12 protein-coding genes and 1 pseudogene are annotated in these 14,542 nt (G+C 68.3%); 4 read left to right on the forward strand and 9 right to left on the reverse strand.

Annotated elements, in window-relative coordinates; translation table 11 throughout:
• The first annotated feature begins 45 nt into the window (after positions 1 to 45).
• Complete coding sequence (locus tag K2L43_RS08510; RefSeq protein ID WP_220638858.1) at positions 46 to 573, forward strand: disulfide bond formation protein B; 528 nt, start codon at positions 46 to 48, stop codon at positions 571 to 573.
• Between the two features lie 85 nt (positions 574 to 658).
• Here K2L43_RS08510 and K2L43_RS08515 read toward each other — a convergent pair whose 3' ends face one another.
• The 5 genes and pseudogenes from K2L43_RS08515 to K2L43_RS08535 form a co-directional block, all read right to left on the reverse strand.
• Positions 659 to 1,330, reverse strand: a complete 672-nt coding sequence (locus K2L43_RS08515) for a glutathione S-transferase (RefSeq protein WP_220638859.1) — start codon at positions 1,328 to 1,330, stop codon at positions 659 to 661.
• A 25-nt stretch (positions 1,331 to 1,355) separates the two neighbouring features.
• Entirely contained in the window at positions 1,356 to 2,909 is a 1,554-nt protein-coding gene (locus K2L43_RS08520) for a PepSY-associated TM helix domain-containing protein (RefSeq protein WP_220638984.1), read from the reverse strand.
• Positions 2,910 to 2,925: 16 nt separating this feature from the next.
• Positions 2,926 to 5,134: pseudogene (locus K2L43_RS08525) on the reverse strand (TonB-dependent receptor).
• Between the two features lie 166 nt (positions 5,135 to 5,300).
• Positions 5,301 to 5,660, reverse strand: coding sequence for a DUF2946 family protein (locus K2L43_RS08530; protein ID WP_255580566.1), 360 nt, complete (start codon positions 5,658 to 5,660; stop codon positions 5,301 to 5,303).
• A gap of 136 nt (positions 5,661 to 5,796) precedes the next feature.
• Positions 5,797 to 6,663: a LysR family transcriptional regulator gene (locus K2L43_RS08535; RefSeq protein WP_220638861.1), complete on the reverse strand. Its 867-nt coding sequence runs from the start codon at positions 6,661 to 6,663 to the stop codon at positions 5,797 to 5,799.
• A gap of 148 nt (positions 6,664 to 6,811) precedes the next feature.
• On the opposite strand from K2L43_RS08535, the gene bla reads away from it, so the two are divergent.
• Positions 6,812 to 7,657 (forward strand): class A beta-lactamase, encoded by an 846-nt coding sequence (gene bla / locus K2L43_RS08540; RefSeq protein WP_304515503.1) that lies wholly within the window; start codon positions 6,812 to 6,814, stop codon positions 7,655 to 7,657.
• A 3-nt stretch (positions 7,658 to 7,660) separates the two neighbouring features.
• On the opposite strand, the gene argA is transcribed toward bla, so the two are convergent.
• Positions 7,661 to 9,007 (reverse strand): amino-acid N-acetyltransferase, encoded by a 1,347-nt coding sequence (gene argA / locus K2L43_RS08545; protein ID WP_103738333.1) that lies wholly within the window; start codon positions 9,005 to 9,007, stop codon positions 7,661 to 7,663.
• Between the two features lie 285 nt (positions 9,008 to 9,292).
• The gene (locus K2L43_RS08550) at positions 9,293 to 10,441 is read right to left on the reverse strand and encodes an acyltransferase (protein ID WP_220638863.1); all 1,149 of its coding nucleotides are present in this window, start codon (positions 10,439 to 10,441) and stop codon (positions 9,293 to 9,295) included.
• A gap of 561 nt (positions 10,442 to 11,002) precedes the next feature.
• On the opposite strand from K2L43_RS08550, the gene K2L43_RS08555 reads away from it, so the two are divergent.
• Positions 11,003 to 11,977, forward strand: coding sequence for a tripartite tricarboxylate transporter substrate binding protein (locus tag K2L43_RS08555; RefSeq protein ID WP_103738335.1), 975 nt, complete (start codon positions 11,003 to 11,005; stop codon positions 11,975 to 11,977).
• Between the two features lie 100 nt (positions 11,978 to 12,077).
• Here K2L43_RS08555 and K2L43_RS08560 read toward each other — a convergent pair whose 3' ends face one another.
• Positions 12,078 to 12,683, reverse strand: coding sequence for a trans-aconitate 2-methyltransferase (locus tag K2L43_RS08560; RefSeq protein ID WP_220638864.1), 606 nt, complete (start codon positions 12,681 to 12,683; stop codon positions 12,078 to 12,080).
• A gap of 168 nt (positions 12,684 to 12,851) precedes the next feature.
• On the opposite strand from K2L43_RS08560, the gene K2L43_RS08565 reads away from it, so the two are divergent.
• On the forward strand, positions 12,852 to 13,199 hold the full coding sequence (locus K2L43_RS08565; RefSeq protein WP_011805530.1) for an ankyrin repeat domain-containing protein: 348 nt from the start codon (positions 12,852 to 12,854) through the stop codon (positions 13,197 to 13,199).
• 80 nt (positions 13,200 to 13,279) lie between these two features.
• On the opposite strand, the gene K2L43_RS08570 is transcribed toward K2L43_RS08565, so the two are convergent.
• The gene (locus K2L43_RS08570; protein WP_220638865.1) at positions 13,280 to 14,488 is read right to left on the reverse strand and encodes an MFS transporter; all 1,209 of its coding nucleotides are present in this window, start codon (positions 14,486 to 14,488) and stop codon (positions 13,280 to 13,282) included.
• Positions 14,489 to 14,542: the final 54 nt, after the last annotated feature.

Raw genomic sequence — 14,542 nt, forward strand, 5'->3', positions numbered from 1 at the left:
CAAGGGAGCGGATGCGGAGGCCGCTCCCTGCAAGGAAAACAAAAAGTGTTGTTGAACTGGATTGATACCGCCCCGGGCCGCATCCTGGCGCTGATCAGTGCCGCCTGCGTGGCCATGCTGGCCTTTGGCATGTACCTGCAGCATGTGGTGGGACTGGAGCCTTGCCCGATGTGCATCGTGCAGCGCTATGCTCTCATAGGTGTAGCGGTCTTCGCAGGACTGGCAAGCGCTAGAGGTATAAAAGGCTGGTGGATGGGTTGGACAGTGCTGGCGCTGGCAGCAGCGGGTTTTGGCGGCTTCACGGCCGCGCGCCAGAGCTGGCTGCAGTGGTATCCGCCCGAGATCGCCACCTGCGGGCGCGACTTCTACGGAATGATCGAGAACTATCCCATCAGCCGCGCCATTCCCATGATCTTCCGCGGCTCGGGCGACTGCACGGCAGTGGACTGGACGTTCCTCGGCGGCTCCATCGCCAACTGGTCGTTTGTCTGGTTCTTGGTGTTTGCCGTGCTGCTGTTGGTGCTGTTGGTGCGCGGCGGGCGCGGCGCGCCGGACACGCTGGCCCGGGCATAACTACGCGTCTTTTTTGACCTCTCGCGGGGCGCCTTCGGGCGCCCCGCGGCGCTTCACCTCGTCTTCACCCCGTCTCCAACCCATCTCACGCGGTTGGGGGTGGGAAGACCACGGGCGGCGCGCCGGGCTTCCAGGCCTCGTACTTGTGCATGACGCCCAGCAACAGCGGCGACCGCTGCCAGCGCACCAGCCATGCGCGCAGGTGCGGCCAGGGTGCGGCCTGCCACTGCGCGTCGTCGATGCCGGCGAACTGGCGCACGAAGGGCGCGATGGCCATGTCGGCCAAGGCGGCGCGTGGGCCGAAGAGGTGCCCGCCCGGCTCCAAGGCCAGGCGCTGTTCCAGCACCCGCAGCCAGGCATGGGCGGCGGCCCGTTCGTCCGCCGGGCTGGCGTCGGGGTAGCGGTTGGGGTACTTGCAACGGTCCAGCGCCCGCTTGAACGGACCATCGCACTGCGCGATGAGTTCCAGCATGGCGCCCAGGTCGCCCCGGCCGGGGTTGAGCCAGCCGTGCGGGTCATGGGCCGCCAAGGCCCATCGCATGATGTCCAGGCTGTGCTCCAGCACCTGCCCCGGCAGCACCAGCACGGGCACCGTGGCCTGGGGCGATACGGCCAGCAGCGCCGCCGGCTTGTCGCGCAGCACCACTTCGCGCAGTTCGCAGCGCTGGCCGCTCACCACCAGCGCCATGCGCGCGCGGATGGCATAGGGGCAGCGGCGAAACGAATACAGAACGGGCAGGGCAGACGTGGCGGGCATGCGCCCGAGTATGCAGCGCTGTCCATCACCGCATCGGGGCCTGGGGTGCGGCAGGTGTACGCCAGCCCAGCTTGCGCCGTACGCGCCGCCAGCCCAGCACGACGCCGCTCAGGCTGATCACCGTGCCGCCCACACTCAATGCCACCAGCAGCACGTCCCACAACGGCCGGCGCTGCAGCAGCGGCAGCCAGTCCCAGCTGTGCAGCAGGCCGAACAGCCAGCGCGAGGTGCGGCGGTGCCGGTCCAGCCGACCCAGCACGGCGCCCGTGTGTGGGTCCAGGTGCACCCAGCTGGCGTGCGGGTCGCCGAACACCAGCCGCAGCACGGGCAGCGGTTTGTCGGTGCCGCCGGTCATGGTGTGGGCATCCCGCGTGTAGTAATAAGCGTCGTATGCGCGCAGGGTCTCGACGCGCTGTAGCGGCGCATCGACCAGCCGGGCGGCGGCGGCTTCCAGCTCGCCCGGCTGCCATGCGTGGGGCAGGGCGGTATGCGCGTCCAGCACCGTGGGCGGGCCAGAGGCGGGCAACGCCTGCACCAGCGTATGGCCGGCGGTGCGCGTCCAGCGCAGTTCGCGCGTGTCGGTGGGCGCGGCCTGCAGCAGGGCGGCCACGGGTGCGCCTGCGTGCGGCAGCTGCAGGGGCCCGTCGTGCATGGCGTTGGTGCGCAGAGCGGGTGCGCCGCTGTCGAAGATGCGCCAGGGGTTCATGGACATCAGGCCGCTGAAGATCCAGGCGAGCGTGACGACCATGAACAGCAGGCCCGCCACGTGGTGCCAGCGCGCCCATGCGGACGGGAACGGCGTACGCCGGCCGCTGCGGTAGGTGCCCGCGAAGCGCCAGCGAAGGATGCCGATCACGCCGCCTGTGACCACTGCGGCGATACCCAGCAGCGACAGCGCATTGACGATGTCCGCCCAGTAGCGGTCCACCAGGCCGCCGCGCAGCGGGTACAGCCAGTGCAGCCACGCGCCCGCGTAGTTCCATTGGCGCTCGGTGCGTGTGGCATCGCGCACCACCTCGCCGGTCGTGCCGGAGATGTAAAGCACCGTGTCGTGTGCATCGCCCAGGCGCACGCGGTGCAGGGGCCGGTGCATGTCCAGCGCGCGGGAGTGGGTGAAGGCGTCTTCCTGCAGCGTGCCTTCGTGTACGGCATGGGACGGACCCTGCGCGTAGGCTGCAGCGCTGGCCAATGCCCGTGGCGCGTCGACGGCCGTGAGCACGGCGCCGGTGCGGGCGTCGATCACCACCGGGGCGCCGCGCGGGCGTGCGTTGCCGGGCGGGGCGGCCTTGGACGGCTGGGGCGTGGCCAGGTACACCGCCCGCCCGCCGCTGGCCACGGCCAGCCGCAGGTCGCGCAGCGGGCCCTGCAGCCCGGCGGCGGCCAGGGCCTGGTCGGGCTCCAGCGCCACGGCGGCGCCGCGCAGCGGCGGCAGGTGCATCAGCCGTTCGGCGGGCGTGAGCTTGGGATAGCCCACGTACATCATCACCACGCCGGAGACGAACCACATGGCGAAGAAGGCGCACAGCAGCACGCCCAGCCAGCGGTGGACCAGAAACAGCCAGCGTTTGGCATGCACCATCATGGCCTCCGGTTGCTCAGAAGGCGACGTGCAGCGTCACGTCGGCCGTGCGCGGCGCGCCCAGGTAGGCCTGGCCCGGGCGTCCTTCGGCGGCGTAGATCCGGTCGGTGGCATTGCGCAGGCGCCCGGTTAGCGAGGCTGTCTTGCTGATCTTCCAGGACAGCCCCAGATCGAGCAGCGTGTATGACGGCCAGTAAATGGTGTTGGCTGCGTCGGCATAGGTCTTGCCCACATGGCGCAGTCCCGCGCTGGCATGGAGGATGGGGGTGATGGCGTAGGTCACCCACAGGTTGGCGACGCGTTCGGGCGTGAACGTGGGGTCTTGCCGGCCAGCGAAACCCCGCCCTGCATGAAGTTCTCGTACCGGGCACGGGTTGCCATCAGGTTGGCCTGCACTTGCCATTGGACGGAAGGGCGCAGGCCCACCGCGAGTTCAATGCCACGGGAGGACTGCTCGCCGACCAGGATGGTCAGGCCGGGGTTGTTGGGGTCCTGCGAGGCGATGTTGTTGCGTGTGATCTGGAAAGCGGCCAGGGTTGCGGAGCCCTTGCGGTCCCAGAAATCGAATTTACTGCCCAGCTCGAACTGGCGCCCGGTCGTCAGTTCGCTGTTGTTGCGCACATCCCCGAAGGTCGCGGTGGAGAGCGAGCCGGAGGGCGGATCGCCGGCGGTGGCGTACTGTGCGTAGAGATTCGCGTCGGGAGCTATGTCCCAGACCATACCGATGCGTCCCGTGGTGGGGCGGTAGCCGCGGCTGAAGGTCGCGGGGTTGGCGGTCGTGACGGCGCGTCGGTTGGTCAGGTCCAGCTCGATGCGCTCGTGGCGCAGGGCGGTGACGAGGTGGAGGGCGGGGAGCACCGCAGTGCGGTTCTCTAGATACAAGGCCGTGGACGTGGTTTTGTTGTCGCGGTCCGGGTTGAAGCCCGGTTGCATGTCGGGAATGTCGAAGAAGTTCTCAGTCGTGAACTGGTAGGGGTCCACCGTGCTCACGATGCTGGAGAGTCCGTTGGGGAAGCGCGTTTGCCGGTTCACGCTCACATCCAGGCCGAAGGCCCAGTCGCTCTTGCGGCCAGCCAGGCTGCCTTTGTAGGTGCCTTCGAAACGGTTGCCCAGCACTTTCTGGTCATGGCGTTGCAGGTAGGTGCCCGTGCGGATCACCTGGGTGTTGCTGGCATTGAAACGGTAGGTTTCCACGTTGCGGTAGTCCCGCAGCGCGTCATAGGCATAGAGCGTGTTCTTGAACTGCAGCGCATCGGAGGTGCGCCATTGGGCAATCGAGCGCAGCCATTGCACCTGGTGAGCGTAGATGCCGTCGGCGCTGTTGTAATTCTTGAACCGGGTGGCTCGGTCGATTCGGGTTTCCCCGGCCGTCGGATTGAGTGTGGGTGTGCCCCAGTAAGGGCGGTCCACGTTATCTTTTTGCAGTTCGTAGGCGAGGGTGTGCGTGAAGCCGCCCCCGAAGTCGGACAGCAGCGAGGTAGCCAGTTGGGTGGATTGTGTGTGCATTCCTTCGACCCAGCTGCCGGCATTGCGGTGGTTCAGATCGATGCGCGCGAAATGCTGCGTGCCCGCCGTGCCATCGCTGCTTCCCAGACGGCGGTTCAGGCCCAGCGAGATTTCCTTGAGGTTGTTCTGGCCCAGCCGCAGCTGGCCTTCGCTGAAATCGTAGCGTTCGGCCGTCTTGGTGATGTAGTTGAGGGAGCCACCCACGGCGCCTGAACCATACAGAAAGCTCGATGCACCGCCCACGGCCTCCACGCGGTCGTAAATCCAGCTGTCCACGGCGCGCGTCGCGCTGCCGAAATCCAGCTGTCCACGGCGCGCGTCGCGCTGCCGTAGTGGACGGTGATGCCGTTGTAGAGCTGGGTGACCGAGTTGCCGGTGAAGCCACGGTAGCTGGCCGACATGGAGCCTGGGGCGTTGTGGGCAGAAACGCCGGGGATGGCGCGCAGGATTTCCTGGGTGTCCTGGGCGCCGCGCGCTTCGATGGTGCTGCGGTCCACCACGGTGACGCTGGCGGGCGTCTCGCGCGGGGTCAGGCCCAGGCGGCTGCCGGTCTCCACCGGGGTGTCCAGCGGCAGCAGGCCGGGGGTCTGGGTGGCGTCGCTTACCTCCACGGTGGGCAGGGTGGGCGTCAGCGGGTCGGTGGATTGGGCGGGGGCGGCACCGGCCAGCGCGGCCAAGGTGAACGCGCCGGCGCTCTGGCGTATGTCGATACGGAACATGCGTGAAAACTCTCTCGGTCTCTGCGGAAGAACGGCCGACGAGTGCAGCGCGCCGCCCCAGTGGTGTGCGGGGGGTGGTGCTGTCTCGTGCGGCAAGGCACACCCAGTGCGTGGGCGTGGCAAGGGCCGCCTGGGGAGCCAGCAGGCTCCTTGCGGCCCGGCAGGGTCAGAGAGTCGAGGGAGGGCCGCGCGCCGGCAGCGGCGCGGCGGTGGCCGCGGCAATGCGCGCCGCCTCGATGGGCCGCAGCGCATGGGCCAAAGGTGGAGGCGGCTCGACCACCGCGGTTTCGGGGGCGGGCGGTGCGCCTGCGGGCGCGCACAAGGGGCAGTCCATACCGGACGCGCCCATGGCGCCCACACTGCCGTCGTCCGCCTGGACCATCAGCATCACCGCGCCCGAGGCCGAGCACACCAGCTGCAGGGACTGTGGATGCACCAACGGCGAGGCCACGGCCACGCCCAGTGAAGCCATGAACCAGCCCAGCATCCAGGTGCGCAGTGTGAGCGAGAGGCGGGGCCAGTTCATGGCGGCGATTATGCCCATTGCGGGGCGGCGCCGCGCAGGCATTTTTCAACCAGGGTGCTTCCAGTTTTATAGCTGCCGGCGCTTGATCTATAAGCCTGAAAGGCTTTTTTGATGCGGTTTTGCTGGCGGGGTGGCATCACTGCGGCGGCGCGGACTCGCGCAACAGCCAGTCGCGGAACGCCTGCAGGGCATCGGTCGGGGCGCGTGACTTGAGACGACACAGCCAGTAGTCGCCCAGCGCTGCCGTGCACGCGAAGGGCTGGACCAACCGCCCCTGGCGCAGTTCGCGCTCGAACATGCGCACGGGCAGCAACGCCACGCCCGCGCCTTGGGCTGCGGCCTCGGCCAGGGTCAGCGACGAGTCGAACACCGCGCCGCGCAGCACGGGGCAGGGTGCATGGGCAGCGGCGAACCATGCAGGCCACTCGTCGGTGCGATAGCTGCGCAGCAGCGCCTCGGCGCCCAGGTCGGCGGGTTCGTGCAGGCGCACAGCCACTTCTGGCGCGCACAGGGGCGCCAGCGGCGCGGGCATGAGCCGCTCGGCGTCGGTGCCGTGCCAGGCGCCGTCGCCGAAGCGGATGGCGCAGTCCAGCCCTTCGCCCGCAAGGTCCACGCGGTTGTTGTGTGTGAGCAGGCGCAGGTCGACGAAGGGGTGGCTTTCATGGAAGGCGCGCAGGCGCGGCAGCAGCCACCCCACGGCGAACGTACCCACCACGCCCACGGTCAGCACCTCGCGCGGGCGGGTGTCGGCCAGGCGCTGCAGGGCCTGGCCGATGCGCGCAAAGCTGTCGGACAGCACGGGCACCAACTGGCGGCCCTCATCGGTCAAGGCCAGGCCGCGCGGCAGGCGGCGAAACAGCGGCTTGCCCACGCGTTCCTCCAGGTTGCGGATGTGCTGGCTCACCGCGGTCTGGGTGACGTGCAGTTCCTCCGCGGCGCGCGTCAGGTTCAGGTGGCGGGCCGCCGCCTCGAAGGCCCGCAGCGCATTCAGGGGCAGGTGCATGGGTGAAGTTTTTCTAAGGGCTGGTGGCGATTATTGTCGATGGTCAAGCCCCCTGTGCCGCCTTATCGTGGCGCCTTCTTTCCACACATGACGAGGTAAAACAATGGACCGAAGAAGCTGGTTGCTGGGCGCCGCGCTGCTGCCCGTGATGGGGTGTGCCCAAACCGGGGTCGAGAAAAACAGGGCTCAGGCCGCGCAGCAGTTGCAGGCCGCGCTGGGCCGGGTGGAGCGGCGCGTGGGCGGGCGGCTAGGCGTGGCCGTGCTGGACACGGGCTCGGACGCCCTTGCGACCTACCGCGGCGACGAGCGCTTTGCGCTGTGCAGCACCTTCAAGCTGCTGCTGGCCGGCCAGGTGCTGCAGCGTGCGGACCAGGGGCTGGAGCGGCTGGATGCACGCGTGCGTTATGGCCGGGAGGATCTGGTGGAATATTCCCCGCGCACCGAGCCGCACGCGGGCGGCGCCGGCATGACCGTGGCCGAGCTGTGCGAGGCCACCATGGTGCTCAGCGACAATAGCGCCGCCAACCTGCTGCTGCGCCGCCAGGGCGGGCCCGCCGGCCTGACGGCCTGGCTGCGCACGCTGGGCGATGCGCACACACGGCTGGACCGCATCGAGCCCGCGCTCAACGATGTGCCTGCGGGCGAACTGCGCGACACCACCACGCCGCGCGCTATGGTGCACACCGTGCAGAAACTGGTGCTGGGCGATGCGCTGTCTGGCGAGGCACGGGCGCGGTTGCAGGGCTGGTTGCTGGGCAACCTCACGGGCGACAAGCGGCTGCGCGCGGGCATGCCGGCGGGCTGGCGCATCGGCGAGAAGACCGGCACCGCCAACGGCACCAGCAACGACGTGGGCGTGGTGTGGCCGGAGGGTGGGGCGCCGGCCGTGGTGGCGTGCTATCTCACGCAGTGCCCCGCCGCGCCCGCGCAGCGCGACGCGGCGATTGCCGAGGTGGGGTCGCTGGCGGCCGCATGGCTGGCGGCCGCAGGGTGAAGCTCAGAGTTTCTTGACCAGCACCTGGCTCTTGCGGTCCCAGTTGTACTTGCGCTTGCGTGCGTCGGGCAGCCAGTCGGGGTCCACGGGCGAAAAGCCCCGCTTGATGAACCAGTGCATGGTGCGCGTGGTCAGCACAAAGATGCTGGACAGGCCCAGCATGCGCGCGCGCTGCTCGATGCGCTTGAGCAGCTTCTCGCCGTCGCCGGTGCCCTGGCTTTGCGGGGACACGGTGACGGCGGCCATCTCGGCCGTGCCGGCCTCCGGGTAGGGGTAGAGCGCGGCGCAGCCGAAGATCACGCCGTCGTGCTCGATCACGGTGTAGGCGGCGATGTCGCGCTCGATCTCGGTGCGGTCGCGCTTGACCAGCGTGCCGTCGCGCTCGAACGGCTCGATGAGCTGGATGATGCCGCCCACATCGTCGATGGTGGCTTCGCGCAGCTCTTCCAGCTTTTCGTCGATGACCATGGTGCCGATGCCGTCGTGCACGTAGATCTCCAGCAGCAGCGCGCCGTCCACCGCGAACGGCAGGATGTGGCTGCGCTCCACGCCGTGCTCGCAGGCCCTCACGCAATGCTGCAGGTAAAAACCCACATCGGTCGGCTGCTGCGCGGGCGGCAACTGGGCCAGCAGCTGGCGCGCTGCGGCCAGGGGCAGTTCGGTGTCGATGGGGTTGTCCTCGGCTTCGGGTTCCAGCGGCTGGATGCGGATGCCCGGCACTTCGGTCAGGAACAGCAGCTTGTCTGCCTTGAGCTCGGTGGCCACGCGTGTGGCGACTTCCTCCATGGCCAGGTTGAAAGCCTCGCCCGTGGGCGAGAAGCCGAAGGGCGAGATGAGCACCATGGCATCGGACTCCAGCGTGCGGCGAATGCCCTCGACGTCCACCTTGCGCACCAGGCCGGAGTGCTGGAAATCTACGCCATCGACGATGCCCACGGGTCGTGCCGTCAGGAAGTTGCCCGAGATCACGCGCACGCGCGAGCCTGCCATGGGCGTGTTGGGCAGGCCCTGGCTGAAGGCGGCCTCGATCTCATAGCGCAGCTGGCCCGCGGCCTCCTGGGCGCAGTCCAGCGCCACGGAATCGGTCACGCGCATGCCGTGCGAGTAGCGCGGGGCGTGCCCCTTGGCGTGCAGCTGTTCGTTGACCTGCGGGCGAAAGCCATGCACCAACACGATCTTCACGCCCATGGCCTGGATCATCGCCAGGTCCTGCACGATGCTCTGCAGCTTGCCCGCGGCGATGGCCTCACCCGTCAGGCCCACCACGAAGGTCTGGTGCCGGAACTTGTGGATGTACGGCGCCACGGACCGGAACCAGGGAACGAAGGTGAAGTTGAAGACCGTGGACATGGGCGGTGCGTCAAAGGGTTGGCGGTGGAGCGGTGAAAAGAGGGGCGGAGACGAAAAGCGCTCGCGGCTCCCGTGCGCCTGTACCAGGGCAGGGGCGCCAGCAAGCGCAGGCCGCAGTGTAGCGGGCTGCGCGCCGTGCCGCGGGCAGCGCGGGGAGGGAGGAGGAACGCTCCTCAAATAATAGCTGCCAGCGCTTGATTGTGATGGTTTCCGAAGGGTTTTCTTCTGAAATCCACCGCGGGAAAAGCGTGGGCAGCTATTTAAATAATAGCGCCGACCCAGCCATCAGCGCTCGCCGCGCGCCGACAGCGCCAGCGAACCGCGTGCGGTAGCCGGCCGCGCCGTCCGCACGGGGGCCGGCTTGCGCTGGGCGGGGCGGGCATCGCGCCAGCGCATGGCCCAGCGTTCCACGGTGTAGTACGACAGCGCCGCCAGCGCCGCCGAGATCAGGAGGCCCAGCACCACCACGGCCGGCCACGGCAGGTCGGCGCGCAGGTAGCGCACCACGGGGTAGTGCCACAGGTAGATGCCGTACGACAGCTTGCCCACCAGCATCAGGGCCGGTGCACTCAGCATCTGGTGCAGCGCGCCGCGGTGCTGCTGCACCGCCAGTAGTACCACCAGGGCGGCGCATTCCACCACCGTCATGCCCCAGAGCATGGCGTTCATGTCGTCCCAGGACTGGGCCATCAGCAGCGGCACGGCCAGCACCACCCACATGAAATGGTGCAGCCGCTGGCGCAGCGCCTGGAACCAGGCGGGTTGCTCGTGCAGCAGCGTAGCCAGCAGGCTGCCGGCCAGCAGGCCCGTGGCGCGGGTGTCGAAGCGGAAGAAAATCTCGTAGAACTGCTGGCCCTGCGCCACCCACAGCACGCGCCAGGCCCACGCCAGCACCAGCAGTCCCAGCACCGGGCGCCACAGCGCGCCGCGCGGCGTAAAACGCGCCAACACCACCAGGAGCGGTGGCCAGACCAGATAGAAGTGCTCTTCCACCGACAGCGACCACATGTGCAGCAGCGTGTCGGGGCTGTCGAAGAAGGCGATGCCGTAGTCGGCCAGGTACAACAGGGACACCAGCGCGTCGGAATACACGTCCGTGAGGTCCGGCCACAGCAGCGGCGCGAACACGCAGTACGCCCCCAGGAACAGCGCCAGCGCGGGCATCAGGCGGAAGAAGCGGCGGCGGTAAAAACGCCAGTAGTCCAGCCGGCCGTTGCTTTGCAGTTCCTGCAGCAGCAACGAGGTGATCAGGAAACCGCTGAGCACGAAGAACAGGTCCACCCCGTAGAACGCGCCGTCGAACAGCGGCGCATGGGCGTGCGACAGGATCACCAGCAGGATCGCCACGCCGCGCAGTCCGTCCAGTGCGCTGTTGTAGGCCAGGCTCGGCGCGCGGCCGTCATGGCTGAGGGGGTTCACCCGGGGGTTGTCCATTTTGTCTGCCAAAACGCGGCACCTCCATTGCTGGGCAGGCCTGCCGCCCGCCGTGTTCATCACCAATCACATCCCGACCCGGAATGGGCTCGTCACCAGTCCAATGCGCTGCCCAGGCCGTGCCTGGCCGCATTGCGCTGGCTGGGAGTGGTCGACACTGCCAGCCGTCCCTGAGGACGGCGCGGCACCCTTCGCTCCTGTGTCGGGAAGGCAGGCCGTGAAAGCGGTCCTGCGGTCGTGGGCACGCGCTGCGTGCCGCGCCGGATCTGCGCCCGGCCGTCGGATTCTAGGGGCCGTCCACAGGAGGCGGGTTACCAAATGTCGCTACCGATTCAGGGTGATGACTTTCGTGCGGGTGCGAAGTTCCGCTGCAAGCAACCGTGGCGTGACCGCGGGCACGCGGGGCCCATGGCGGAGACGGTGAAATTGTCTTTCCGGTTACCATCAAAGGGTTAACCCTGATGATGCGTTCGCCCCAGCGGACGCTTTTTCTTTTCTGCAAGCGGCCCTTCGCGGGCCTCGTACACCGGCCCCACAAGGGCCCTCACTGAAGGAGAGCTTATGTTCCGCAGAACCGTTCTTGCCGCTGGCGCAGTCCTGGCCCTGGCCGCAGGCGCACCCACGATGGCGCTGGCCAAGGATGCCTGGCCGGTCAAGACCATCACGCTGGTGCAGCCCTACGCACCCGGCGGCACCAGCGACATGCTGGCGCGCATCATCGCCAACGAGCTGGAAAAGCGCATCACTGCCAGCGTGATCGTGGAAAGCAAGGCCGGTGCCAACGGCAACATCGCCACCGCCTACGTGAGCCGCGCCAAGCCCGACGGCGGCACCTTCCTGGTGGGCTCCAGCAGCCCGGTGGTGATTTCGCCCACGCTGTACAAGAACGTGCCCTACGACCCGGTGAAGGACCTCACGCCCATCACCCCGCTGGCCAAGGCGCCGTTCCTGCTGGTCACGGGCGCCAACTCGGGCATCAACTCGGTGGACGAGCTGCTCAAGCTCATCAAGGCCGACAAGATCAACTTCGGCTCGGCCGGCGCGGGCTCGCCCCAGCACATGATCGTGGAGATGTTCCACATGCAGGCCAAGGCCAAGACCATGCACGTGCCGTACAAGGGCTCCGCGCCGCTGGTGCTGGCCGTGATGTCCAACGAAGTGCAGTACGCCATCGACAACCCCGTGCCGCTCAAGCCGCAGATCGAGGCCGGCAAGATCAAGGCGCTGGCCATCACCAGCAAGACCGCCTCGCCCAAGTTCCCGGGCGTGAAGCCGCTGGCGGAGCAGGGCTTTCCCGGCTTCGAGGCCGAGCCCTGGTACGGCATGATCGGCTCCAAGGGCCTGCCCCAGGACCTGGCCGAGCGCATGAACAAATACGTGCGTGAGATCCTGGCCCAGGAGAACGTGAAGCAGAAGATCTCCGACCTGGGCGCCGAGGCCTATGGCCTGAGCACGGCCGACTTTGCCAAGCTGATCGCCGCCGATATTCAGAAGTGGGGCGCTGCGGTCAAGGCATCGGGCGCTACGGCGGACTAAACGCCTGCTCCCGCTGACAAAGAAAGGCCGTGAGGATTCACGGCCTTTTTTGCGTCTGACGCCCACCGGTCAAGCGCGGGAAGCTATCAATCAATGAGCGCTACTGTCCCGGGGCCTCCAGGGCGAACAGCGGCACCTGCGCCTGGCGGCTGAGCCACAGGCCGCCGCCCATGTCGATGAAGTGCCGCGCAAGGCCGCGGCGGTACAGCGACGCGCGGTGGCGGTACAGGCGCGGGTCGGTCAGGTCTTCGTCGATGATGTCGCGCTCGTAGTCCTCGCGCGTGACGGCCTCCAGGTACAGCGCGCCGCGGCACAGGCGCCCCAGGTTGTCCAGCGCGCGCGCCAGGTCCCGCGTGCCCAGGTAGGGCAGCACGCCCTGGCAGATGACGAAGTCGAAAGGCTCGCGCGCCGTGTAGTCCACCACCGAGCCGCGCTCCCACCCAAAACGCTCGCACAGGTAGGGGCTGTATTCCACGCCCTGGTAGAGCGCGCCGGGCAGGTGGTGCTGCACCATGTCCCGCCACAGGCCGATGCCGCAGCCCACGTCCAGCACCCGTGCCACGGGCACGCGCAGGTAGTGCAGATAGCTGCAGACGAAGCTGCCCAGCCGCTGCGCATGGCCGGGGTCCACCACGCTGGTTTTCTTGTCGAAGTAGTAGCGCTGGTAGTACGCCTCGTCAAACCACTGCTCACTCGCCGATTGCACGCATGCTCCTGAAGAAGGCGGCGCCGGGCTGGGACCGCTCGCCGGGAGTATGGACCAGTCCATCGCGATGGCGGGCGGTTGCCATGGGGGCTCCCCTGTGTGCCGCACGTACTGCGGCATCTATATTGCGCGGCAGTGCCGTATGAGAACCCGATGAAAGGAGCGCCCATGTCCGCCGGAGACTGGAAAGACCTGTACGCCGCCGCCTCCGCGGGGGATTTGGCCCGGGTGCGCTATCACATCAGCGCGGGCGTGGATCCCAACTACCAGCACCCCGAGGTGCTGTGCACGCCGCTCGTCGCCAGCCTGGTGCAGGGCCACGATGCGGTGGCGCGCTACCTGCTGGAGCACGGGGCGGATCCGCACCTGCTGTCGGAGTTCGACGGGCTCACGCCGCTGCAGGCTGCGCTGCGCCATGGCCGCGGTGAGCTGGCCGCACTGCTGCGCAGCCGGGGTGCGCGCGACGTGCCGCCGCCCAGGCGCGTGGCAGCGTGGCGGCGCTGGCTGCCGTTGTAGCGCACGGGGCGTAGCGTCAAGGCGTTTTTGTGCTGTAGCGCTTACTGATAAAGCGCTGGCAGCTATAAAAAAAGGAGTAATCAGCCTTGGGTAGCGGCCCCGCGGCGCTGGCGCAGGCTCTGCCAGCCCAGCAGCGCCAGCACCACCGCCACCATGGGCAGCATGCCGGCGTTGATGCCGCCCCAGCCGACGCTGTGCAGCAACTGGCCCGAGCCGAAGGACGCCACGGCCACGGTGCCGAAGACCAGGAAGTCGTTCAGCGCCTGCACCTTGGCGCGCTCGGACGGGCGGTGGCAATCGGCCAGCAGGGCCGTGGCGCCGATGAAGCCGAAGTTCCAGCCCACGCCCAGCAGCACCAGAGCGCCCCAGAAATGGGTGAGCGCCAGTCCCATCAGCGCCAGCAGGCCCGACGCGGCAATCAGCACCAGCCCCAGGCCCGTTACGGCGCGCTTGCCCCAACGGGCGATCAGACGGCCGGTGAAGAAGCTGGGTGCGAACATGGCGAGCACATGCCACTGGATGCCCAGGGCGGCTTCGCCCACGCTGTGGCCGCAGCCCACCATGGCCATGGGAGCGGCCGTCATCAGAAAGGCCATCAGCCCATAGCTCACCACGCCCGCGATCGCCGCCACGATGAACTGCGGCGTGCGCGCGATCTGCGACAGCGGCCGCGCGCCATGCGACTCGGCACGCGGCGGCGCGGGCGGCAGGCGCAGGGCCAGCAGCAGGGGCAACGCCAGCAGCGCAAGCGCGGCCTGGCTGTAGAAACTGCCGGCGAACGGCGTGGCTGGCAGGCTGTCGCGCGTCCAGATCACCACCTGCGGGCCAATGATGGCCGCGATCAGCCCGCCCACCATGACCCGCGATATGGCGCTGGCGTGCCGCGTGGTGTCGCCGCCCACCGCGTCGATCGCGGCGAAGCGGTAGCTCTGCACGCAGGCGCCGTAGAAGCCCGCCAGCGTCGTGCCCAGGCAGAACAGCAGGAAGTCCGACTGGCTGATGCCCCAGGCCGCGATCAAGCCCGACAGCACGCCCAGCACCGCACCCAGCAGATAGGCCGTGCGGCGGCCCGTGCGGTGCATGAGCCATGCCGCGGGCAGGGTAGAGAGGGCCAGGCCCAGCTGGTACAGGCTCACGGGCAGCGTGCTGGCGGTAGGCGTGCTCGACAGCATCTGGCCCACCAAGCCCCCGAGCGAAATGATGATGGGGGGCGAGGCGCCGCCTAATGACTGGGCGGCGACCAGCAAGCCGAGATTGCGGCGTTCAAGAGCGGTGGAAGAGGTCTTCATGGGCGGGAGGCGGCGAACAGGACACCTATTGTCTTCGCTGGATGTACGGTTTCG

Source organism: Diaphorobacter sp. MNS-0 (assembly GCF_019602835.1).
GTDB lineage: Bacteria > Pseudomonadota > Gammaproteobacteria > Burkholderiales > Burkholderiaceae_C > Diaphorobacter > Diaphorobacter nitroreducens.

Bases quoted from the DNA above. Each gene is read 5' to 3' on its own strand.
- K2L43_RS08565 (WP_011805530.1), top strand. From the start codon at position 12,852: ATGTCCGCCGGAGACTGGAAAGACCTGTACGCCGCCGCCTCCGCGGGG.
- K2L43_RS08570 (WP_220638865.1), bottom strand. From the start codon at position 14,488: ATGAAGACCTCTTCCACCGCTCTTGAACGCCGCAATCTCGGCTTGCTG.
- bla (WP_304515503.1), top strand. From the start codon at position 6,812: ATGGGGTGTGCCCAAACCGGGGTCGAGAAAAACAGGGCTCAGGCCGCG.
- K2L43_RS08550 (WP_220638863.1), bottom strand. From the start codon at position 10,441: ATGGACAACCCCCGGGTGAACCCCCTCAGCCATGACGGCCGCGCGCCG.
- K2L43_RS08520 (WP_220638984.1), bottom strand. From the start codon at position 2,909: ATGGTGCATGCCAAACGCTGGCTGTTTCTGGTCCACCGCTGGCTGGGC.
- K2L43_RS08555 (WP_103738335.1), top strand. From the start codon at position 11,003: ATGTTCCGCAGAACCGTTCTTGCCGCTGGCGCAGTCCTGGCCCTGGCC.
- K2L43_RS08530 (WP_255580566.1), bottom strand. From the start codon at position 5,660: ATGAACTGGCCCCGCCTCTCGCTCACACTGCGCACCTGGATGCTGGGC.
- argA (WP_103738333.1), bottom strand. From the start codon at position 9,007: ATGTCCACGGTCTTCAACTTCACCTTCGTTCCCTGGTTCCGGTCCGTG.
- K2L43_RS08535 (WP_220638861.1), bottom strand. From the start codon at position 6,663: ATGCACCTGCCCCTGAATGCGCTGCGGGCCTTCGAGGCGGCGGCCCGC.
- K2L43_RS08515 (WP_220638859.1), bottom strand. From the start codon at position 1,330: ATGCCCGCCACGTCTGCCCTGCCCGTTCTGTATTCGTTTCGCCGCTGC.